General features: G+C 59.6%; 19 protein-coding genes and 1 tRNA gene. 16 read left to right on the forward strand and 4 right to left on the reverse strand.

Annotation, left to right across the window (positions count from 1 at the left end):
• Positions 1–476 precede the first annotated feature (476 nt).
• From ACVW0B_RS05690 to gatB, 7 genes are all read left to right on the forward strand, one after another.
• The gene (locus ACVW0B_RS05690) at positions 477–1,919 is read left to right on the forward strand and encodes a gamma-aminobutyraldehyde dehydrogenase (protein WP_457491170.1); all 1,443 of its coding nucleotides are present in this window, start codon (positions 477–479) and stop codon (positions 1,917–1,919) included.
• Positions 1,920–2,466: 547 nt separating this feature from the next.
• Positions 2,467–4,485, forward strand: a complete 2,019-nt coding sequence (gene bchD / locus ACVW0B_RS05695; RefSeq protein ID WP_457491171.1) for a magnesium chelatase ATPase subunit D — start codon at positions 2,467–2,469, stop codon at positions 4,483–4,485.
• 125 nt (positions 4,486–4,610) lie between these two features.
• On the forward strand, positions 4,611–5,339 hold the full coding sequence (locus ACVW0B_RS05700; protein ID WP_414418363.1) for an LmeA family phospholipid-binding protein: 729 nt from the start codon (positions 4,611–4,613) through the stop codon (positions 5,337–5,339).
• 595 nt (positions 5,340–5,934) lie between these two features.
• Entirely contained in the window at positions 5,935–6,996 is a 1,062-nt protein-coding gene (locus tag ACVW0B_RS05705) for a sensor histidine kinase (protein WP_457491172.1), read from the forward strand.
• A 915-nt stretch (positions 6,997–7,911) separates the two neighbouring features.
• The gene (locus ACVW0B_RS05710; protein ID WP_041436250.1) at positions 7,912–8,094 is read left to right on the forward strand and encodes a hypothetical protein; all 183 of its coding nucleotides are present in this window, start codon (positions 7,912–7,914) and stop codon (positions 8,092–8,094) included.
• Positions 8,091–8,375, forward strand: a complete 285-nt coding sequence (locus tag ACVW0B_RS05715) for an acylphosphatase (RefSeq protein WP_414351467.1) — start codon at positions 8,091–8,093, stop codon at positions 8,373–8,375. The genes ACVW0B_RS05710 and ACVW0B_RS05715 overlap by 4 nt, the downstream gene beginning before the upstream one ends.
• A gap of 149 nt (positions 8,376–8,524) precedes the next feature.
• Entirely contained in the window at positions 8,525–9,997 is a 1,473-nt protein-coding gene (gene gatB / locus ACVW0B_RS05720) for an Asp-tRNA(Asn)/Glu-tRNA(Gln) amidotransferase subunit GatB (RefSeq protein WP_457491173.1), read from the forward strand.
• On the opposite strand, the gene ACVW0B_RS05725 is transcribed toward gatB, so the two are convergent.
• Entirely contained in the window at positions 9,994–10,587 is a 594-nt protein-coding gene (locus tag ACVW0B_RS05725; RefSeq protein WP_414412897.1) for a Maf family protein, read from the reverse strand. The genes gatB and ACVW0B_RS05725 overlap by 4 nt on opposite strands.
• A 148-nt stretch (positions 10,588–10,735) precedes the next feature.
• On the opposite strand from ACVW0B_RS05725, the gene ACVW0B_RS05730 reads away from it, so the two are divergent.
• The 4 genes from ACVW0B_RS05730 (at position 10,736) to ACVW0B_RS05745 (ending at position 13,859) form a co-directional block, all read left to right on the forward strand.
• The gene (locus ACVW0B_RS05730) at positions 10,736–11,563 is read left to right on the forward strand and encodes an ion transporter (RefSeq protein WP_457491174.1); all 828 of its coding nucleotides are present in this window, start codon (positions 10,736–10,738) and stop codon (positions 11,561–11,563) included.
• 62 nt (positions 11,564–11,625) lie between these two features.
• Positions 11,626–12,132 (forward strand): hypothetical protein, encoded by a 507-nt coding sequence (locus tag ACVW0B_RS05735; protein WP_011432348.1) that lies wholly within the window; start codon positions 11,626–11,628, stop codon positions 12,130–12,132.
• A gap of 75 nt (positions 12,133–12,207) precedes the next feature.
• A complete protein-coding gene (locus ACVW0B_RS05740; protein WP_011432347.1) occupies positions 12,208–12,621 on the forward strand; it encodes a PH domain-containing protein in 414 nt (137 codons plus the stop codon).
• Positions 12,622–12,650: 29 nt separating this feature from the next.
• Positions 12,651–13,859, forward strand: coding sequence for a glycosyltransferase (locus ACVW0B_RS05745; protein ID WP_457491175.1), 1,209 nt, complete (start codon positions 12,651–12,653; stop codon positions 13,857–13,859).
• Here the strand turns inward: ACVW0B_RS05745 and ACVW0B_RS05750 are convergent.
• Positions 13,853–15,529: a hypothetical protein gene (locus ACVW0B_RS05750; protein ID WP_457491176.1), complete on the reverse strand. Its 1,677-nt coding sequence runs from the start codon at positions 15,527–15,529 to the stop codon at positions 13,853–13,855. The two genes, ACVW0B_RS05745 and ACVW0B_RS05750, sit on opposite strands and share 7 nt — an antisense overlap.
• Before the next feature lie 87 nt (positions 15,530–15,616).
• On the opposite strand from ACVW0B_RS05750, the gene ACVW0B_RS05755 reads away from it, so the two are divergent.
• Positions 15,617–16,045 (forward strand): hypothetical protein, encoded by a 429-nt coding sequence (locus ACVW0B_RS05755; RefSeq protein WP_457491177.1) that lies wholly within the window; start codon positions 15,617–15,619, stop codon positions 16,043–16,045.
• A 137-nt stretch (positions 16,046–16,182) separates the two neighbouring features.
• Here the strand turns inward: ACVW0B_RS05755 and panB are convergent, their stop codons facing one another.
• The gene (gene panB / locus ACVW0B_RS05760) at positions 16,183–16,968 is read right to left on the reverse strand and encodes a 3-methyl-2-oxobutanoate hydroxymethyltransferase (RefSeq protein WP_414332197.1); all 786 of its coding nucleotides are present in this window, start codon (positions 16,966–16,968) and stop codon (positions 16,183–16,185) included.
• A gap of 151 nt (positions 16,969–17,119) precedes the next feature.
• Between panB and ACVW0B_RS05765 the strand changes: the two genes are divergently transcribed.
• Both ACVW0B_RS05765 and ACVW0B_RS05770 read left to right on the forward strand, forming a co-directional pair.
• A tRNA-Ser gene (locus ACVW0B_RS05765) sits at positions 17,120–17,206 on the forward strand.
• A gap of 165 nt (positions 17,207–17,371) precedes the next feature.
• Complete coding sequence (locus ACVW0B_RS05770; protein WP_457491178.1) at positions 17,372–18,121, forward strand: phycocyanobilin:ferredoxin oxidoreductase; 750 nt, start codon at positions 17,372–17,374, stop codon at positions 18,119–18,121.
• On the opposite strand, the gene ACVW0B_RS05775 is transcribed toward ACVW0B_RS05770, so the two are convergent.
• Entirely contained in the window at positions 18,118–18,951 is an 834-nt protein-coding gene (locus ACVW0B_RS05775) for a hypothetical protein (RefSeq protein WP_457491179.1), read from the reverse strand. The genes ACVW0B_RS05770 and ACVW0B_RS05775 overlap by 4 nt on opposite strands.
• A gap of 414 nt (positions 18,952–19,365) precedes the next feature.
• Between ACVW0B_RS05775 and prmA the strand changes: the two genes are divergently transcribed.
• Both prmA and ACVW0B_RS05785 read left to right on the forward strand, forming a co-directional pair.
• Entirely contained in the window at positions 19,366–20,304 is a 939-nt protein-coding gene (prmA, locus tag ACVW0B_RS05780; protein WP_457491180.1) for a 50S ribosomal protein L11 methyltransferase, read from the forward strand.
• Positions 20,277–21,110 (forward strand): 16S rRNA (uracil(1498)-N(3))-methyltransferase, encoded by an 834-nt coding sequence (locus ACVW0B_RS05785; protein WP_457491181.1) that lies wholly within the window; start codon positions 20,277–20,279, stop codon positions 21,108–21,110. The genes prmA and ACVW0B_RS05785 overlap by 28 nt, the downstream gene beginning before the upstream one ends.
• Positions 21,111–21,134: the final 24 nt, after the last annotated feature.

The raw sequence follows: 21,134 nt of genomic DNA on the forward strand, positions 1-21,134 counted from the left end.
CAAGATGCTATCCACTCGTTGATTTCCGGCAAAGTGTAGTTGTATACGTCCCGGCCAATCTCCAGCCACGCCAACAGCAAGGCCTCCGTCCCGCTACCGCGAGCGGCTTGTTGGGAGGCATCTGGATCAATCCGGTACTTGTAGGTTACCGCCAGCATAAGTAGGTTTTACTACAGATTTCGCTCAGAGGTATGGCGGGGATCCCTGTATCCCGGTGCTCACCCTGCGGGTAGAGTGCAGGACTGATTGCCCCTGCACCTCCGTTAGTTAGCAGATGCGGGATCCTCACCAGTGCGCCGTTGGCCACAGTCTACGGCCCGCTTTGCGAATAGCCGTTTGGGCCATCCCAATCCCAAAGGATCCCATCTCTGCACCCCAAAGTTGCCAAAGTTGAATGAAGCTTATGATTCAAGCCGAGCCAAAAAGATTCGGCACAATGGGGAGAGCCATTTCACCAAGCTGTTGAGGACATCGCTATGGCCTACAAACTCTGGATCGACGGCCAATGGGTCGATAGCCAAGGGGGGGGCCTGATGACCATCGAGAACCCGGCCACCGGCGAGAAACTGGCAGAGGTGGTGGATGCCAGCCCTGCCGATGTGGATCGGGCGGTGCAAGCTGCCCAGACCGCTTTCTACGATGGCCGTTGGTCGAAACTTACCCCCGGCGAGCGATCCCTGGCCCTCTGGAAATTGGCGGATCTAATCGAAGCTCGCGCCGCCGAATTGGCTCGCTTGGAATCGGAAAACACTGGCAAGCCCTACGAGTTCCTCAGCTTGGGGGGAGATCTGCCATTTGCGGTGGATAATCTGCGTTTCTTCGCCGCCGCCGCCCGCGACATCCATGGCTTTAGTGCTGGGGAATACGCCAAGGGCTACACCTCCCTCTTTCGCAAAGAGCCAGTGGGGGTGTGCGCTCAAATTACCCCCTGGAACTATCCGCTGATGATGGCCGTCTGGAAGATCGGCCCCGCTCTGGCCGCCGGCTGTACGGTGGTGCTCAAGCCCGCTCCTGCCACCCCCCTGACCACCCTGATGCTGGGGGAACTGATCGCCGAGGCTGGGATCCCGCCCGGGGTAGTCAATATCGTTACCGGAGGCAATGCCACCGGCCAAGCCCTGGTGGAGCACCCCCAGGTGCGCATGGTCAGCCTTACCGGCTCTACCGCCACCGGCAAGCAGGTGATGCGGACAGCGGCAGATACCCTGAAGCGGGTGCATTTGGAACTGGGGGGCAAAGCGCCGTTTATCGTCTTCGAGGATGCGGACGTAGAGACCGTTGCTGCCAAGGCCACATTTGCTGCCACCGTCAATACCGGCCAAGACTGTACGGCAGCCACCCGCGTCTATGTGCACGAGAGCAAGCTGGCGCAGGCGCAAGAGGCCATTGTAGAAGCCATGCGCAAAGTAACGGTGGGATCCCCTTTCGAGGCGGGAGTGGAGATGGGGCCTTTGGTCTCAGCAGCCCAGCGGGAGCGGGTGATGGGATTTGTGGAGCGGGCCAAAGCAGAGGGAGCCAAGGTGCTGACCGGCGGTCGGATCCCTTCCCAGCTTGCCCAGGGCTACTACTATGAACCCACGGTGATTGCCAATGTCGATCAAAAAGCGGAGATCGTACAGAGTGAGGTTTTTGGGCCGGTTCTCACGCTCGGCTCGTTTCGCGAAGAAGCGGAAGCGCTACGCTTGGGCAATGACGTCCTATACGGGCTGGCGGCTTCTGTGTGGACTCAAGACATCGGACGAGCGATGAGGTTGGCCGCCGATCTGGAGTTCGGCACCGTCTGGATCAACGACCATATTCCCATTGCCTCTGAGGCCCCCCATGGCGGCTTTAAGCAATCGGGATTTGGCAAAGATCTCTCGGCAGAAGCGGTGTGCGACTACCAAATCACCAAACACGTGATGATTGCAACCCGCTGAAGTGATGCCCATTTTGAACAGAAGATGACCACCAAACAGCGGCGGCTCACCAGGGGTATTCCCAGTCGCCGTAGGCCATTGGTGGCCTTGATTCCGACCTACCCCTTCCCCTTGGGAGAGGGCTTGGGGAACTGTCTGGAGCCGGTTTGGAACCTGATACATTCACGCTGAACTCTCCTGAACATGGTTCAGGAAAGAAGCGATCGCATCCTGCCTATCTGTGAGCAGGAAGGCGGTATCCCGCAAAGCCCTGAGGAATACCCCCCGAGCGCTTTCCCCCTTCACTTCCCGGCAACCGTTGCGGTGGACTCAAGGATCAGGGGGAAACTTGGTCTACTATATCCCTCTCAATGACTTTTGCCAAACCGCCTAAAGCTCAGTAAATTCAGCAAAGTTCAGGGTTTTGGGGGTTAGAGGCATGCTCCCCAGAAAATCTCAGTTGCAAAGGCGGTGCGGAGCACTCAAGCGATAGACTGGGGTGTACAGCTCCCGCTCCGCTGCGAATCTGCTCGATTGAACCGTTGCTCGCCAAGCCTACCCGCCAACCATGGGATCCGCAACTCTATCCGCTCCTTGTACCTTTCCCCTCACCGCTGTAGTGGGGCAACAGGCGGCCAAGCTGGCTCTGCTGCTGGCAGCAGTGGATCCCAGCCTAAGGGGTGTGGTGCTGGTGGGGCCTCGCGGCACCGCCAAGTCGGTTTTGGCCAGAGGGATCCACGCCTTGCTACCGCCCATCGAGGTGATTGCGGGATCCTATTGCAACGACGATCCGGCGCGACCGGACACCTGGTCGGACTGGGCCAAGGCTCGCTACCCAGCCGGAGAGGTGCCGCCCACCCAAGTGATATCGCCCCCCTTTGTCCAGGTTCCCCTGGGCGTCACCGAAGATCGGCTGCTGGGATCCGTCGATGTGGAGGCCTCCATCAGGCAGGGGGAAACGGTCTTCCAGCCAGGGCTCCTGGCTGCTGCCCACCGGGGCGTGCTCTATGTGGATGACATCAACCTCTTGGACGACGCCATCGTCAACTTGTTGCTGACGGTGGTGGGGGATGGGGTCAACCGCCTGGAACGGGAGGGGCTGAGTCTGCAACACCCCTGCCGGCCTCTCTTGGTGGCCACCTACAACCCCGAAGAGGGATCCCTGCGCCCCCACCTGCTGGATCGCCTGGCACTGGTGGTGCCGGTGGGGCAGGAGCTGAGCCTAGAAGAGCGAGGGGAAATTGTCCAACGGGCAACGCAATTTGTCGATGCTCCCGAGCCCTTCCTGGCCGAGCACCAGGCGGAACTGGAGGAAATCCGCACCCGCATCCTCCTGGCGCGGGAGTGGCTGCCCCAGGTCAAGCCGCAGCGGGAACAGCTCCTCTACCTGGTGCAGGAGGCCATCCGCGGCAACGTCCAAGGGCACCGGGGAGAACAATTTGCCCTGCGAGCCGCCTGTGCCCTGGCAGCTCTGGAAGGACGGGATCGCCTGTTGGCCGAGGATCTGCAGCAGGCTGTGCAACTGGTGCTGCTGCCCCGCGCCCGTTACGACCCCGACCAGCCCCCGCCTCCCCCCCCACCCCAATCCCAACAACCCGATCCTTCCCCAAGCAATTCCGACGACACCGGCGAGGACCAGGAGGAGACGGATCCCCAGCCGGAAAGCCTCAGCCTGCCGCAGGAGTTTTTTTTCGATCCTGAGCAGGTGGCCCTGGACCCGCGCCTGCTGGCCTTTGCCCAGTCCCTCAACCAGCAGGGAAAAACGGGATCCCGCAGCCTGGTGTTCAGCGCCGACCGAGGCCGCTACGTCAAGCCCATCCTGCCCCAGGGATCCAACCCCCGCATTGCCGTCGATGCCACCTTGCGAGCTGCTGCCCCCTATCAGAAAAGCCGCCGCCAGCGGCAACCGGGACGTAGCGTGATTGTGGAGCCGAGCGATATCCGCGCCAAAAAGCTGGTTCGCAAGGCCGGAGCCCTGGTGATCTTTGTGGTGGATGCCTCCGGCTCCATGGCCCTCAACCGCATGCAAGCGGCCAAAGGTGCCGCCCTGCGCCTGCTCACCGAGGCTTACCAAAACCGTGACAAGGTGGCCCTCATCGCCTTTCGTGGGGAAACTGCCGAAGTGTTGCTCCCCCCCACCCGCTCCATCGAGCTGGCCCGCCACCGTCTGGAATCCCTGCCCTGTGGCGGGGGATCCCCTCTCGCCCATGCCCTCACCCAAGCCGTGCGCATGGGAGTCAATGCCCGTGCTGCCGGCGACGTGGGCCAGGTGATGCTGGTGGCCCTCACCGATGGTCGGGGCAACATCCCCCTCAGCCGCTCTTTGGGACGGAGCGACAGCAAAAGCCAGTTGGGAGCGGATCCCATCGACCTCAAGCAAGAGCTGCGGGAGATCGCCCTGCGCATCCGCGCCCTGGGGTTGAAGCTGCTTTTGATCGATTCCCAAAGCCGCTTTGTAACCACCGGCTTCAGCGCCGAGCTGGCGGAATTGGCGGGCGGACGGTACTTTCATCTGCCCCGCGCCACCGACCAGGGGATCGCAGCCGTGGCCCGCTCGGCTATGCAGGAGGGACGCACCTACTCCTGAGAGAACAGCCTCTCCGTCGGCGGAGGTTGTAACTTTTCTTAATGGTTGGTTATGATCCCTGTAGGCGCTCTTTACCTTTTCCCATGGCTACAGGACTCCTGCCCCAACTTTCCCTGCAGAATCCCATGGCTGTCGATTGGGTTAGCCGAGGGGTAGGCGCAGCCATTCGTGCCCTCTTTAAGCATGCAGAGCGGCTGGAGGCGCGCGTGCGAGTGGAGCCTGTTGCCAAATTGTTGCAGGGTCGTATCGACAGCTTTGAACTGTTGGGCCAGCATCTGCAGATGTACAACGGCCTGAGGCTTTCGGCTCTGGAGCTATTCTGCAATGCGGTGGCCATCGATTTCAGCCAAATTTGGCAGGGGAAGATCAAGCTGCGCCAGCCAGTACAGGCCACAATGCGCGTGGTGCTGAGCGAAGACGATCTGGCGCAATCGTTTAACACACCTTTTGTGCTGAATAGGCTGGCCCTGGTGGGACAGGATGGCAGCCCCCTATCCTTCCATCACGTCCATATCAGCATCACCCCGGCGCGGCGACTGCAATTCCAGGCAAATGTACAGCAGGGAGAAGCCAGGGCTTTCTGCGTCGGTTTTTCCGCCCAGGTTGAGGTGCTGGAGCGGCGTCGCATCCGCTTTACAGATCCAGTGTTTGAAAGCGGTACAGAAGAGGAGCTAGCCTTGAGCCAAGCTTTGGTACGCTGCCTGAATGAGCTTCTGGATTTGGATCGGCTCGCCTTGCGAGGCACTGAGCTGCGGGTCGATCGGGTGAACTTGCAGCCCCAGCAGATGATCCTGTACGGCAGCGCCACCCTGGCCCAATTTCCCACACGCCAACCCCAATGGGAAAGTGCTTGACAGCCTTTCAAAGGGCGGCTACGCTCAATAGTGGTGAGGAGTGAAGAGAAGAAGCCTCTGGGGTCGAAACACGGACAGACTCCCAGAGGTTTTTTCATGCCTCAGGAGCTTGAGAGCTCCGCTCTGCCCCTCGATCTTGATCTGTTGAATCTGTTGAACTTGTAGTCCTTTGACCCAAACTGGGACACTACACCCAAAACGTTGGTCGCGTCGTCGCGTCAGCGTTGCCGAGCAATAATGCATGCGGCCAAAGGCTTTTCTCAATGGCCCAGGTGCCTCACCCTAACCTGAAACGACTATGATTGCTCAACGTTGGTTACGCCTGGGGATCAAGCTGTCTTTCTTTGCCGTGATGTCCACAGCTTTGCCAACCGGAATACGGCGCGGCTTCTCTAAAGAATGGGGTAGCTGGGTATCCTAAAAGCTGGGGTTACGGCATCCTTCTTTATTCATGGGGATGAAGTGGCTCAAGACATAACGGTCATTCTAAGACCTAGGAAAGAACTCTTCAGCCTTGACCGTGAGGGGATGTTTATTCTTTGCCTACGGTTGGTTCACTATTCAAGCAGGTCTTGTCAAAGCGAGCACACCGAGTTTGAAACAGCAACCACTCCGCCTACTTGAGTTTTGGCGCCGCCGCTTTCCCCACAGCCTGCGCACCCAGGTGGCATTGGTCATTGCCAGCCTTTCGTTTGTCCCCAACTTGGTTTTCATCCTGTCGGTGCAGTGGATCTGGCCCGACACGCAGTTCAGCACTGAAGGGATCCTCCTGCTGCTGCTGTGGATCCCGTTGCTGGCGGTGCTATCGGCGGTGGTGGGCTATGCTCTGTCCTCCATGATTTTGCGCCCCCTCACCCTGCTGGCCCGCGAGTTGGCTCATTTGGAAACCTTGATTAACCAGCCCGCCCGTTGGAATCTGCTGCTCCGCCCCGGGGATCCCCAGGAAGCCCTGATCTTGCGGCAGGCTTTTGCCCAGTTGCTGCGCCAGATCCAGATCGATCAAATGCGGCGAGAAGCCTTTACCGCTACCCTCGTTCACGACCTCAAAACCCCCCTCATCGCCTTTGGGCACCTGCTGAGCGCCTTTAAACAGGATCAACAGCTCGAGCCGGAGCAACGTCGCGCTCTGCTGGATCGCATCCTGCAGGAAAATCAACACAATCTCTCTCTGGTGCAGAAAATGGTGGAGGCTCACCGCCTGGAGCGGGGAGAGATCGAGTTGCATCCTCGGCCTTGCGATCTGGGATCCCTGGCCAGAAAGGTGGCCGAGCGCATGGGATCCCTGGCCCAGGAGCGGGGGATCGATCTGCGAGTCGAAGGAGAAGGGTGGGGCAACGCCGATGAGGCAGAGCTGGAGCGGGCGCTGGTGAATCTGGTGGACAACGCCTTGCGCTACGCACGCCATGCGGTGGTGTTAATCGTCAGCCCCCACCAGATCCAGGTGCAGGATGATGGCCCCGGCTTGCCGGCTCCCCTAGAAGAGTTGGCCCAACCCTACGTGACCCAGCCCATTCACATTGCCGGCCACCACTACCCAACCGGCTCAGGAGGTCTGGGGCTATATATCGCCAGGCGCATCCTGCAGGCCCACGGGGGGGACTTGCGGTTGGTCGAGACGGGATCCCAAGGGACTGCTCTAGCCCTGGTGTTGCGCTAACCCAATAGATTGGTGCTGAACAAGACTGGTGTAGTCATTTTAAGTGACATACTCCCGCACTCATGTTGATGCAAAGCGCTCCGCGCCGCTAAAGCGAGAGAGTGCGGGCTTCCCAGTGACTCCGGTTAGCGCTCCGCGCCGCTAGCGCGAAAAGGACATTTCCTGGGCTTAAGGACTACGTCCCGCTAACGCGAAAAGGACGGGATGCCCCGCCCCTGTACTTGATGTCTATAGCGGCAGTGTATAAAACCCCGCTACTTTTTATGGCACCAGTAAGGACAAAACATCATGTCCCCGCCTTTCATCCCGACCCTCACCCTGGATAGTGAATAGTGGATAGTGGTTAGTGGATAGTGACTATTCACTATTCACTAGCCACTAACTAATAGAGGGCGGGGCTTCCCGGCGGTGTAGCTAGCGGTAACTAACGGGGGTGCAGGGGCAATCAGTCCTGCACTCTACCCGCAGGGTAAGCACCGGGATACAGGGATCCCCGCCATACCTCTGAGCGAAATCTGTTGAGCGAAATCTGTAGTAAAACCTACTTATGCTGGCGGTAACCTACAAGTACCGGATTGATCCAGATGCCTCTTGCTCTTGTCCGGTGGACAGGGGTTCCTGGGTGCAGGAGTCCATCCTGCCTGCCGATGCACCGTTCCCTGTGGATTAGACTTGTTTTGCAAGCTGGCAGTAGCCAGGGAGGCTGGGGAAGGGGAACCACCTGTCCAGTCGTTTTGTCGGGGGTTGTAGACCCAGACAAGTGGCGTGGGGCAGGAATGCCCAGCCGCGAGGTAAGGACTCCGTCCTGCTGACGGGAAGGGTGGCCCGCGCTCTGTCCGTAGGACGAGCGCCGGGAGGATGTCACGGTGCATGAAGGGTGGGATCCTCTGCACAAGCGTTCGTGAGGTTGGGTTCATGTCTTCCGTGCTGTGGCAAGCGATTGGGTATGCCTGTGGGATCTCGCTGGGGCTCCTAGGCTTGGTTGCCCTGGTCAACGTTCTTGTGGGGTGGCTGGATCGGCAGACCTCAGAGACTCCGGAGGAGCCGACCGAGTCGCCAGAACCCTGCAGCACAACGGAGGGATCCCCGTCGGCATGAGTGACAGGGTTCGCGTTCACGTCTGGGTACGGGGGCGGGTTCAGGGGGTGGGGTTTCGCGCCCACACCGAAGCCATGGCCCGCAATGCCGGTGTTGGCGGCTGGGTGCGCAACTTGCGGGATGGTCGCGTCGAGGCCGTTTTTGAAGGATCCCCTGCTGCGGTGGAGGCCATGCTGCGCTGGTGCCAACAGGGCAGCCCCGGTTCGGTTGTGGAGGCCATTGAGCAACGTTCCGAGCCGCCGGAAGGTCTACCCACTTTTGAGATTCGCCCTACCGTTTGAGGAAGTTTCGCTGTTCTGAGGATCTGCTTCAAGCTGGGCTGCTCCGGCCTCGTCCTGGGTTCTGGGCTGCCGTCCCCAGAAACTGTCTGTGAGCTGGGATCCCTCCAAGGTCACACTAGAATGGTTACACCGCCAGTTTTTCCTATCCCATGACTGTTGCTGCCCCCGCCAAAGTGCAATACGAAGCTGTGATTGGGCTGGAAGTTCACTGCCAGCTCAGCACTCGCTCCAAGATCTTCTCCAGCAGCGCGACAGCCTTTGGCGCTCCCCCCAACACCCAGATTGACCCCATCTGCATGGGCCTGCCCGGCACCCTGCCGGTGCTCAACGAAAAGGTGCTGGAGTACGCGGTCAAAGCGGGTTTGGCCTTGAATTGCACCATTGCCCCCTACAGCAAGTTCGACCGCAAGCAGTACTTTTACCCCGACTTGCCCAAAAACTACCAAATCTCCCAATACGACCTGCCGATTGCTACCCACGGCTGGATTGAGATCCAGCTCAGCGACGGTCGTACCAAGCGCATCGGCATCACCCGTCTGCACATGGAAGAAGATGCGGGCAAGCTGGTCCACGCTGGCAGCGACCGCCTATCGGGATCCAGCTACTCTTTGGTGGATTTCAACCGGGCGGGGGTTCCCCTCATCGAGATCGTCAGCGAGCCGGACATCCGCAGCGGGGAAGAGGCAGCCGAGTATGTGCAAGAGCTGCGCCGCATCCTGCGCTATGCCGGGCTGTGCGATGGCAACCTGCAGGAGGGATCCCTGCGCTGTGATGTGAACATCTCGGTGCGTCCGCTGGGGTGCGAGACCTTTGGCACGAAGGTGGAAATTAAAAACATGAACTCCTTCAACGCCATCCAACGGGCCATCGAGTACGAATTCAACCGCCAGGTCAAGGTTGTGGAGGCGGGCGAGCGGATCGTGCAAGAGACCCGCCTTTGGGAAGAAAACAGCCAGCGCACCATCAGCATGCGCAAGAAAGAGGGATCCAGCGACTATCGCTATTTCCCCGAGCCCGATCTGCCGCCCATTCGCGTTACCGAAGCGCAGAAAACCCGCTGGCAGGCAGAGCTGCCGGAATTGCCCGGTGTGAAGCGGCGACGTTATCAGGAGGTGTACGGCCTCTCGGTGTACGATGCCCGCTACCTCAGCGATGAACGCAACACCGCCGAATACTTTGAAGCCGTGATCGCCGCCGGTGCCGACCCGAAAGCAGCCGCCAACTGGATGATGAGCGACATCGCCAGCTACCTCAACACCCACAAGCTGGACTATCCCGACATTGCCCTGAAGCCGGAAACCCTGGCCGAGCTGATTGGCCTCATCGAGCAGGGCACCATCTCCAGCAAAATCGCCAAGGAGATCCTGCCGGAACTGCTGGAAAAAGGGGGATCGGCCCGCGCCCTGGTGGAAGCTAAGGGCATGACCCAAATCTCGGATAGCGCTCTGCTGGGGCAGATGATCGCCGAGGTGCTGGCAGAAAACCCCGAGCAACTGCAGCAGTATCGGGGGGGCAAAACCAAGCTCTTCGGCTACTTTGTCGGGCAATTGATGAAAAAAACTCAGGGACGGGCAGATCCAAAGCTGGCCAACGACCTGCTCAAGCAACACCTCGACGGCTAGCTCCAAGCATCTGTGAGGGAATAGCCCAACTCCTGCATCATGCGCCGCAGCAGGGGCAAGCTCAGCCCGATAACATTGCCGGGGCACCCCTCGATCCGCTCCACAAACAGGCTGCCGCGGCCATCGATGGCAAAACAGCCAGCACAATTGAGCGGCTCACCGGTGGCCACATAGGCGCGGATTTCCTCGTCGCTGGGCTTGGCAAAAAACACCCGCGTCACCGCATAGTGGGTGAGGCGGCGGTTCTGCTTCGTGTCAATCAAGGCATGGCCTGTGTAGAGCTCTCCCACTTCGCCCCGCATTTGCCGCAGGCGCCGTTCCGCCTCCAGAGCATTGGCCGGCTTGCCCAGGATCTCGCCATCTAGGTAGAGCACGGAGTCGGCCCCCACGACCAAGACGGGCTCCCGTTGCTGGGCCGCCACCACTTCGGCTTTCGCCGAGGCCAGCTTCTGCACCAGCTCCACCGGATTAGAGCTCTGGATTTGGCTTTCGTCGAAGTAGCTGGGTTGAACGCGATGGGGGATCCCGGCAGCCTTTAACAATTGGCGGCGGGCAGGGGATTGCGAGGCCAGTACGATAGGAGGCAACATCGACTCAACACCTAATTAACACCCAAAGCCTGGACGTTTGCTTAGGGGAAGTTCGCTCTGTGAGCTAGTTTCCATTAGCTTAGTTAGTATGCGCCTGATGGGCGTTGAAAGGAAACTCTCTCGATATCTTCCCAGCCGGATCCTGTTTGTGACCACTGTACCCTCACAGGCCCCCACCCCAACTGATCTCGATCTTGCCCGTTCCGGGATCCTTCAGCGCCATTGGGGGGATCAAGACACCCCGGAAAGCCGCTGGGTGAATTTGTTGGTGGCGGTGTTGGTTTTCTGTTCATCCACCTTCTTTGTGGTGGAAACCTATCCCATTCCCCCTGAGGTACGTCTTTGGCTGGAGCGGGTGGATCGCCTCATTCTCGGCCTGTTTGTGGTGGAATATCTGCTCCGCCTGGCGGCGGCCCCGCAAAAGCTGCGCTACGTCTTCAGCCTCTATTCACTCATCGATTTGCTGGCCATTTTGCCCTTTTTTGCCGGGCTAACCGATATTCGCTTCATCCGCCTCTTGCGCTGGTTTCGCATCCTGCGGCTGCTGCGCTTGGTGGAGGGCAAAACCCTGTTTGGGCAAGTGATCTCCGCCGATAGCCGCATTTTGCTGCGCATTTTCTTCACCCTCTTTGCCATTGTTTTCGTCTACTCTGGGCTGATCTACCAGGTAGAACATCCAGTGAATCCTGGCGCTTTTGCCACCTTTTTGGATGCTTTCTACTTTTCCGTCGTTACCATGACCACGGTGGGGTTTGGGGATCTCACCCCCACTTCTGAGCTGGGCCGGCTGCTGACAGTGTTGATGATCTTGACGGGCATAGCCCTGATCCCTTGGCAAGTGGGGGAGTTGATCAAGCAACTGGTAAAAAGCGGCAACTCGGTACAGTGGGCCTGCCCAGGCTGTGGCCTCTCCCAACACGATGGGGATGCCCAATTCTGCAAGCGCTGCGGCACACTGCTCTATCCAAGGGATTGAGGCTGTTGGCCAATTTGGGGCAAAGACAGGATAGGCTAGGACGGGTTGCAGGAGGATCTGCGATGTTGGCCCACCCCGAGCTAACCATCCCCGGCAAGCTGAACGTGAAGGCGGGCGTGGCGATGCTGGTTGCCGCCATTGTCCTCGGCTGGATCCTCAGCCAAGTTCAGCCGTTGCCGCTCGCCCCCCAGGAGGCTTCGGGGATCCCTGCCGAGCCCCTCCTCTGGCAGGAGGTGCCCAAACAAAAGTACGCCTGGCATATTTGCTACGCCTTTTTAGGCAACATGGGGTTGATCAACATCGGCGGCGGACTGGCCCTGGTGGTGCTGGGATCCCGCTTTACGGCTGGGCAAATGCTCTCGCAAATTCTCCTGTTGGGGGGAATGCTGCACCCGGCTTCTTGGGCTTTGGTGGCCCTGACGGGGCTGGAAGGGTGGGGCTGGCTGGGTAATGCCGGAGCCGCAGCGGTGGCGGTGGTGGTGATGGTGTTGTTTGTTTACCTGGTCTTGGCCACCTGCCGTTCCCTACAAGCCGTCCGAAGGCTGACCCAATCCCGAACCTGCCGTTAGCCCCAGTTGGGGAAAGCTGAGAAATCGTTTAAGATCGTTAACGGCAACACTCTAAACAACCGGACGGTGCTCTGCATGGCGGTGCAAGAGGAGGTTTTTTTTGAGGGCGGCCCCCACAGTGGCGATTTGGTGTTGAACTCCTTCATTGGGGCTACACTTGTCGGCTTGCCTCTGTTTGTGGGGGCACTGGTGCGTAAGCTGTGGGTACACTATCGGATTACCAATCGTCGCATCACCGTGATTGGGGGATGGGGCGGCAAGGAGCGCTCAGATGTAATCTACGGCGAGATTGCCAAGGTGGTTATGGTGCCCCGTGGCTTGGGCGTGTGGGGAGACATGGTGCTCACCCTCAAGGACGGCAGTCGCCTGGAGATGCGGGCCCTGCCTCGCTTCCGCGAGATCTACAACTACATCAATGAGCGGATCGACGAGAAAGCCAAGCAGGTGAGCGGCCCAATTGGCAAAAAGCGCCGCTCTGCCAAGTCCTGACCGTGCCTGAGCTTTGGGGATCCCTTCCTGTGGCTGTCCCCACTCTTCCCAGCCGGGATCCCGCTTGGCCTGAGCGCCTGGCCCTGGTGCACGAGTACCTGATCCGGCCGGGGGGATCGGAAAAGGTTTTGCAGGAGCTGGTGGCTTTTGCCCCACAGGCCCCCCTTTACGTCAGTCTCTTCTCCGCTCACACCCTGCCGCCGAGCTGGCAGGAGCTGACAATTCACACCTCCTTTTTGCAAGGCTGGGCCAAGTGGCTGGGGGTGTTGCGCCCTGACTACCACGCCCGCCTCAAGTATCTGCTGCCCTGGATGCCGTTGGCCTACGAGAGCTTCGACTTTTCGGGGTATGACTGTGTGATCTCCAGCAGCCACGCCTTTGCCAAAGGGATCCTGACGGGAGCCTCTACCCTGCACCTGAGCTACATCCACAGCCCCACCCGTTACCTCTGGGAGAACCGGGAGCTGTATCTGCAGCGAGAAGGGCTGGGGAGAAGCGGGCCTGTTGGCACAATTAGCCAATGGCTGCTGCACCGCCTGCGCCAATGGGATTTTCTGGCAGCTCAACGTCCAGATCTGTTGATCGCCAACTCCCAGCACATTCGCCGCCGCATTGCCAAGCTCTATCGCCGCGAGGCTGTGGTCATTTATCCGCCCGTTCCGCTGCAGGGGTTGGAGCCGGTGGCGGATCCCAGCGCCGATTATGACCTGGTGGCAGGCCGACTGGTGCCCTACAAACGGGTGGATCTGGCGATTGCCGCCTGTGAACGGCTGGGTCGTCGGCTGCTGGTTGTGGGCGAAGGGCCGGAGCTGGCTCGGCTCAAGCGACTGGCGGGGCCGCAGGTGGAGTTTTTGCCCCATCAGCCCCCCGATCGTTTCCGGGAACTGCTAGCCAATTGCCGGCTGCTGCTGTTCCCCTGGGAGGAGGATTTTGGCCTAGTGGCAGTGGAGGCCCAGGCCTGCGGCCGCCCCGTGGTTGCCCTCAACCGGGGAGGTGCCCAAGAGACGGTCATCCACGGCCAAACCGGCATCCTCATTCCCGAGGCCAGTGTGGAAGCGCTGGTGGAAGGGCTGCGGCAGGCGGATCGACAGGAATGGGATCCGCAGCGGATTCGGGCCCATGCTCTGCAATTTGCCCCAGAGCGGTTTCATGCCCAGCTGGGAGCCCTGTTGCGCTGGGCTTGGCCTCGTTTTCAAGCTGGAGAACGGTTGGATCCCCGAGAATGGAGCGCTCAGTAGGGCCGCCGCTGCACAAAAGTCGGCAACTCAATCCGGTTGCGACTGCCCGTTTCCCCTCCTGCCCGTGAAGCGGCCAAAGCGGAGCGTTTCAGGAGCCTTTCTGTCCGTTGGCGCCAGCCGAGCGGGGCACTTTCTTCCCGCTCGTCCAGGGTGAGCGGCGGGATCCCTGGGGTGGGTGTTCTCCAGGTGGTGGCCGGGGAAGGAGCAGACTCGTCAGCCGCGGCAGGAATCCGTTCCTGGGCCCGATGATTCGACCTGGGCTCGACAACCGCTGGCTGAGGGGAAGCGGAGGCCGACTGACGCAGTGTGGCCAGTTGCTCTTCCAGTTCTTGATTGCGCTGCTGCAGCAGGGCCACTTCCTTTTCTTGGGTTTGCGCGTAGGCGTGGGCCTGCACACACTCGGTTTTCAAAGCCATCACCTGCTGCTGCAACTTCTCGATTTGCTTTTGGCTGACCAGATGATGGGCCTCGGCCAGTTCTCGCCCCCGCCGGGCTGCTTCCAGGCTTTCTCGGGTGTCCTGCACCTGCTGCTGAACTTCCTGCCACTGGGCAAGGGTGGGACGCTGGGCCAACTCTTGCATGAGCTGATCCCGCTCGGCTCGCAAAGCACCAAGCTCGCGGGTCAAAGCCTGCACCTGCTCCTCCAGGGCAAGGATTCGCTGCGCCTGTGAGGACTCTGTCTCCCTGAGGTGGGCGGCCTGGGCTGCTTCCGCTTCCAGCTTGGCAATCTGTTGGGCTTGCTCGGCCTGCTGCCGCTGACTCTGCTGCAGCTCTTCCAGCAAGGTGGCCCGCTCGGCCTTGGCAAAAGAGGCCTGTTGGCGCAGATGATCCAGCTCCGCTTGCAAGTGTGCCCATTGCTCTGGGGTAGGGCGCTCTTCCAATTCGCGAATACGTTGCCGGGCAGTGTTCAGGTCAGCTTCCATGTGTGCCTTTTCGGTTTCCAGATGGGTCTTCAAACGCTGCCATTCGGCTTCCGCTTGGCGGTGGGCAGCCTCTAGCTCCGCCCGTAGGGTTTCCAGTTCTTGGGCAGAAGGTCGAGCAGCCAACTCTTGGATTTGCGCTTGCAATTGTGCTTTTTCCTCCTCTAGCTGCTGTACACGGAGCTGCAGTTGGGCTTGCAAAAGCTGCACCTGCGGCAACTTGACGGCGTATTCTCCCAATTGGTTGGCCTGCTGTTTCAGCTCCAGGAGCTCCTGCTGCAGTTGGTAAAATCGGGCCGGATCGACGCGCCGCTGCAATTCCGCCTTGAGGGTTTCAATTTCCGTCTGACTGGTTTGCAACTGCTGCTGCAGAATGTGGTAGTGCTCCAGCGTTGGACGGCGCTCCATTTCCCACAGGAGATTCTGCAGTTCTTCGATGTGCTGTTGCTGAAGCTGAAAAGCCTCTGGGGTAGGGCGCTGGGCCAGCCGCGCTTTCTCCTCTTGACACGCTTGCAAAGCTTGATCCCGCTCTTGAATCTGGGCCTGTGCTTCCAGCAGTTGATGTTCCAGGCGATGGATGCACTCAATCTGCTGCAATGACAGCGCTTCCGATTCGGCGAGGGATCGCTCTAGGTTGCGCACCCGCGCCCGCAAGGCTTTTAGCTCCTCTTCCCCTTCCATATCCAGGCTGCTCGACAGGTTATGGGCCTTACTGTAGCAGATGGTCTGGATGAAAATCCAGCTCGCCACTATCTGTAGTGTAAATTTTTAGCTTTTCCCAGAACCAACACTAACTCTGTTGCCCCCACCCTCTATACTGAGAAGGTGAGTTTTCAGATGAACCCTGTGATGAAGCTGGGATCCAAACCTTGGGGATGGGTGCTGGGCCTGCTGGGTGTGGCCTTGGTCGGTTGTGGTGCCGATGCGCTGACGGCCAGTACTCCGCTGCCGCCTTTGATCACCAGCAGCGATATTCCTTCTGTGGTGAATCGGAACGGCTTTTTGGAGCTGGGGGTTTCGGTATCGGTGCCGGGCCGGATCCCGGCGGAGCTGGCGTTTCAGGTGTCGTGGTCGGGGATTGAGGTTCAGACGCTCTCGGCAGCGCAGGTGAATTGTGTGTCGGGAGAGGTGTCTTGTACAACCCGCTTCCGCATTCGTCCTCCCCTAAGCTTGGTGCCCGGCTCCTACCTAGTCAGTTTGCGGGTCTTCGACCGGTTGGGCCAAAGCGCTGCGGTGACCGGGATGGTGCTGGTGAGGGATCCCTGAGGTCGCCCTATCCTTGCCCAGCCTTGAGAAAGCGGTGCGGTTCCCGTTCCCATAAGCATTGCGTAGCAGTAGGTAGCAGTATGAGGTGCCGTAGGCATAGCACCTCTGCCCAAGCTTTGAATGGGTAAGGGATCCCTTCAGCGGGGGGGAAATACTTTTTGGCGAACATCGTCGGCGAAAGCTTCCACTGCTTCTCGGATCGCCTGTCTCAAATTGGTATAGGCCTTGGCAAAAGGGGGAATCCGCTCGCTCAGCCCCAGCAGGTCGTGGGTGACCAAAATCTGCCCATCGCAGGCCGGCCCGGCTCCAATGCCCAGGGTTGGGATCCCCACCTGGGCTGAGATTTGGGCAGCCAATTCCGCCGGCATGTGCTCCAGAACCAGGGCAAATGCCCCTGCTTGTTCCAGGCTGAGGGCCTCTTGTCGCAGACGCTCCGCCTCCGGAGTGGTTTTTCCCTGCTGGCGATAGCCTCCCAGTTGATGTTTGGCCTGCGGAGTGAGGCCGATATGACCCAAAACCGGGATCCCCCGCTGCACCAGAAAGGCCACCGTTTCCACCATGTCGGGGTAGCCCCCCTCCAGCTTGACCCCGTTGACTCCTGCCTCCTTCATCAACCGCCCTGCTGAGAGGAGAGCTTGTTCTTTGTGGACTTGATAAGTCAAGAAGGGCAAGTCGGCCACCAAAAAGGCCCGTTCTACCCCGCGGCGCACCGCCTGGGCGTGATGGAGCATCTGTTCCAGCGTCAGGGGCAGGGTGCTGGTATACCCCAAGTGGGTCATGGCCAAGCTGTCGCCCACCAGGATCAAGTCGATCCCAGCCTGATCCAAAATCTGAGCGGTGGCGTAGTCGGCAGCCGTGAGGGCCACCAAAGGTTGACCCGCCTGCTTGGCCTGGCGAAAGTGGTGAATGGATAAAGCAGCCATATCTCCATGATCTCATCTGGGCGTTCCTGCCAGCGGTGCGGAGCACTTTCCCATCAACCGCATCCCGTGGGGGAAGCAAGCTTGGCTTTGAGGCTGGGAAGAAGCAGGAGACTCGGTTTGCCGTTAAGATGGTAAAGCCCCATAGCTGACTGGAAGGGTGACAGAGTGGTTGATTGTGACGCTCTCGAAAAGCGTTGTGACTGCAAGGTCACCGTGGGTTCGAATCCCACCCCTTCCGTCTTCAGGCATACAGTTTTAGAACGCCTTGCCCAGCTAGGGCCTCTGGGATTTTTGGGGATCCCACCCAAGCCCTTCGCATCAGCGGTGCGGTTCCCCCATAACACTTTGGCATGGAGCCAAGGTCAAGGTTGGATGGGGTTCTTGGCCTTTCTTCTAGAGTCTTATGTTCACCGCTCCTGCTCTCTCTGCCCAACTGCATCCGCTCATTCAGGGCTTATCTGAGGCAATCCTGAACGTTTGGGGATCTACCCTCACCCTAGCCCCCTATCCTCTGCCTGAAGATCTGGGCTACGTGGAAGGCCGCCTAGAGGGTGAGAAATTGCAAATTGAAAACCGCTGCTACCAAGGGGATCCCTTTCGCAAACTGCACCTGGAGCTGGCCCAGGCCGGGCAGAGCCTGGATATTCTCCATTGCGTTATGTTTCCGCAGCCGCAGTACCCGCTGCCGCTGTTCGGTTGCGACATTGTGGTCGGTCGCGGACAGGTGAGCGCCGCCATTGTCGATCTCTCGCCGGTGACCCCCAGCTTGCCCGATCTCTATATCCAGGAGCTGGAAGCGTTGGGATCCCATCTCGTCCCTTTCCAACACCGGCGCCGGTTGCCGGAGTGGGGCACGATTTTTTCTCCCTACTGTCTGTTCGTGCGTCCTGCCGACGAAGCAGAGGCCGACCGCTTTTTGCACTTTGCCCGCCGTTACTTGGAAATTCACTGCCGGCTGGCGCAGCAGATCCCCCCACAGACGGATCCCGGCCAGATTTTGGCCCACTACCAGGGGCAGCAGCGCTATTGCAGCCAGCAACAGCAGAACGACCGCACCCGCCGCGTTTTGGAAAAAGCTTTTGGACCCGCCTGGGCAGAGCGCTACATGAACACCGTCCTTTTCGATTTGCCTCCCAGTCCCGTGCAGATCTAGACGGGATCCCCTTGCAGCCGCTGCTGGATGCTCAACGCCAATTTTTGCCCCAGGAACTCCGGCATGGCTGGAGTTGAATCCGGCCCCAGCAAGTAGAAAATAAAGCGCGTCTGCTTGCGGCGGAGCATCAAGTTGAGGTTAACAACGGTCAAATCCTCCTGCGCGAGGGCCGTCATCACCCGGTAAAACGCGCCCGGCTGGTTGTCCACATCCACCAAAAGTGTGGGCAAATGAAACACCGGGTCAAAATAAAAAGAAACCTGCACGTCTTTTAGTCCGGCCTTGAGATCAAACTCCAGCGCCAAGGTTTCGTGAACGCGAAACACACCCGCCAGGCATTCGTGAATGGCCCGTTCTAGGCTGAGCTTGGTTTGGGAAGAAAGGCTGTGGCCATCGCGGGAGACAATGGTGCGGATAAACACCAGGTGCGGTGAGTAGATCTGCCCATAGAGATGAATGCCATGCACCGAGAGATTAAAAGCAGTGAACACCCCAAACAGATCGCTGAGCAGAGAAGGTCGGTTGCGGTAGGCCAGGCAAACCACCGTCTTGCGACCTTCGTCCTGCATCTGTACCACCGCCTTGCGGGTTTGGTAGAGGGCGTAGGCCAAGCGCAGATTTTGGGCCTGCACCTCGCTGCTGACAAACTGGCTGTAAAAAGGCGGAAAGCTCTGGTTAAAACGCCGCATCAGAGCGGATCGCGTCAGCGGGACGGAGTCCTTGCGGGTGCTGACTTTGAGCGGCTGGGGATCCTCATGGGCAGCCCTTTCCCCTCTGGTAATCCCCCAAGGAGCTACCTTCGGCTGCTGCCCTGACTGCTCAATTGACATCGACCTCGCCACCTGCATTGCTCTTTCTTCATCCTTACATCGTTGCTCAGTACGCCCTAGCCAAACCCCATCTATCCGCAAAATCACTGAGGCTCGGAACGAATGTCAACGCTGCATCCAATTCTTGTTCAATGCTTTTGGACTTAATCTATCTCACAGGGCTGAGCTGGTCATCCAAAGAGCCGCTGAGGGTCATCCCCCAATTGGGGGGATCCTTCCCTTCTTCGCTGCTGAACCGACGCTGTGAGCCTTTCAATCCCAGAATAGCCAGAATAAGCCTAAACTATGAATTGAGCAGAGCGCTGCAATTTTTGATATAAAGTGCCGCATTGAGTGCTGGCCGGCTGGGTGACATGAAGCGCTATCTTGTTGGCCATCACTTTGGTTTTCCTTTAGGTTTGTGAAGGGATCCCTGTGAGCAGAACTGTTGCCAATCCCACTCCGTTTTCGCCCGCACAAGCGCTGGACCCCGCTGGTGCTTGGTGGGATCTCAGTCTCATCGCCTCCCCTGCCCAAGAAGACCTGATCTTTTGGCGGCTGGAGAATTTTGGCTGTCGGGGCATGACCAGCCAAGCCCACGGCGAAGATCAGGTCTGCATTCACGCCTATCTGCCTTGGCCTCACGTCAGCCTCCTGGATTTGGCAGCCCTCTCCCTGCGCCTGCAGCAAGATGCCCTCATTGCCGGTCAGCGGGTTCCGAAGCTGCGCTGGGAACGCATAGAGGCGGAAGATTGGAGCAGCAGTTGGAAGCAGCACTGGCAGCCCCAACCCATCGGGGATAAGTTGCTCATTTGTCCGGCCTGGCTGGATCCGCCCCCTCACCCCGGGCGGCACCTGTTGCGGCTGGATCCCGGTATGGCCTTCGGCACGGGCACTCACCCCACCACGCAGCTCTGTCTGGAGTCACTGGAGATGCGCCTGGAGGGCGGCGGGGGTGCCGAGGGAGTGACTGTGGCCGATGTGGGCTGTGGATCCGGGATTCTGTCGTTGGCGGCGGCCCTGTTGGGGGTGAAGCGGGTGTTTGCGGTGGACATCGACCCCCTGGCGGTGCAAGCCACGATGCACAACCGCGATCTCAACGGCCTGACGGATCGCATTGTGGTGGCTCAGGGCAGCCTGGAGCAGATTCCCGAAATGGTGGATGGGCTGGTGTGCAACATCCTGGCAGATGTGATCCTGGATATGATCCCGGAGTTTCGGCTGGTGGTGAAGGAGGGGGGATGGCTGATCCTCAGCGGCATCCTCATCGAGCAGGCCAAGTTGGTAGCCGAGATGCTGGAGGCCAACGAATGGGTGGTGGCAGCCCTCTGGCGACGGGGGGAGTGGTGTTGTCTGAACGCACGCATGACCTGAGCGCTTTGCCCCGGTTGGCGATTGACCCGGCGCAGCGGGATCCCAGCGGTGTTCTCCATTTAACTGGTCTGCAACAGCACTACTTGCAGCGGGTACGCCGCCTCAGGCCAGGGGATCTCTTTTTGGTTTTGGACGGCTCAGGCAAGCTGTGGGCGGCCCGTTGGCAAGCCCAGGGATCCCGAGTTGTGGGCGAGGTGGAGGTGCTGCCGCGGGAATTGCCTGTTTCTTTGCATCTGGGCTTGGCGGTGGTCAAAGGGCAGGGGTTTGACGAGGTGCTCCGCCAGGTTACCGAGCTGGGGGCGGCGCGCATTACTCCCCTGCTGACGGAGCGCACCGTGTTGGAACCGGGATCTGGGCGGCAGGAACGCTGGCAAAAAATTGTGCGGGAGGCCGCAGAACAATGTGAGCGGTTGCGCTGGCCTCAGGTCGATCCCCCCACCCCTTGGACAAGTTGGCTGGCGGAGCTACAAGCCGTTCGCGCTACTCGGACGGAGTCCTTTTGGTGGGGTATAGCCGTGGCTCGGCACAAAGCGCCCCCGCTGGTGCAAGCCCTGCCAAAGCTCAGGGATCCCGTCTTGGCCATAGCCATCGGCCCAGAGGGGGGCTGGACCGTTGCCGAACGTCGGCAAGCTGAGGAATATGGGGGGGTGTGCGTCTCCCTTGGCCCTACCATCTTGCGAGCTACCACCGCCGCTGTTGTTGCCACCAGCCAAATTGCCGCCACCTACTCCTGGTTGGACTCGAGCTTGGATCGGGGTCATTTGGCTCCGCTAGCGACGGGGAGTGTTGTCGCCGATAATCAATAACTAGGCCGTTTGCGTCAGCGGGAC

It is taken from the genome of Thermostichus sp. MS-CIW-23, from assembly GCF_054059455.1.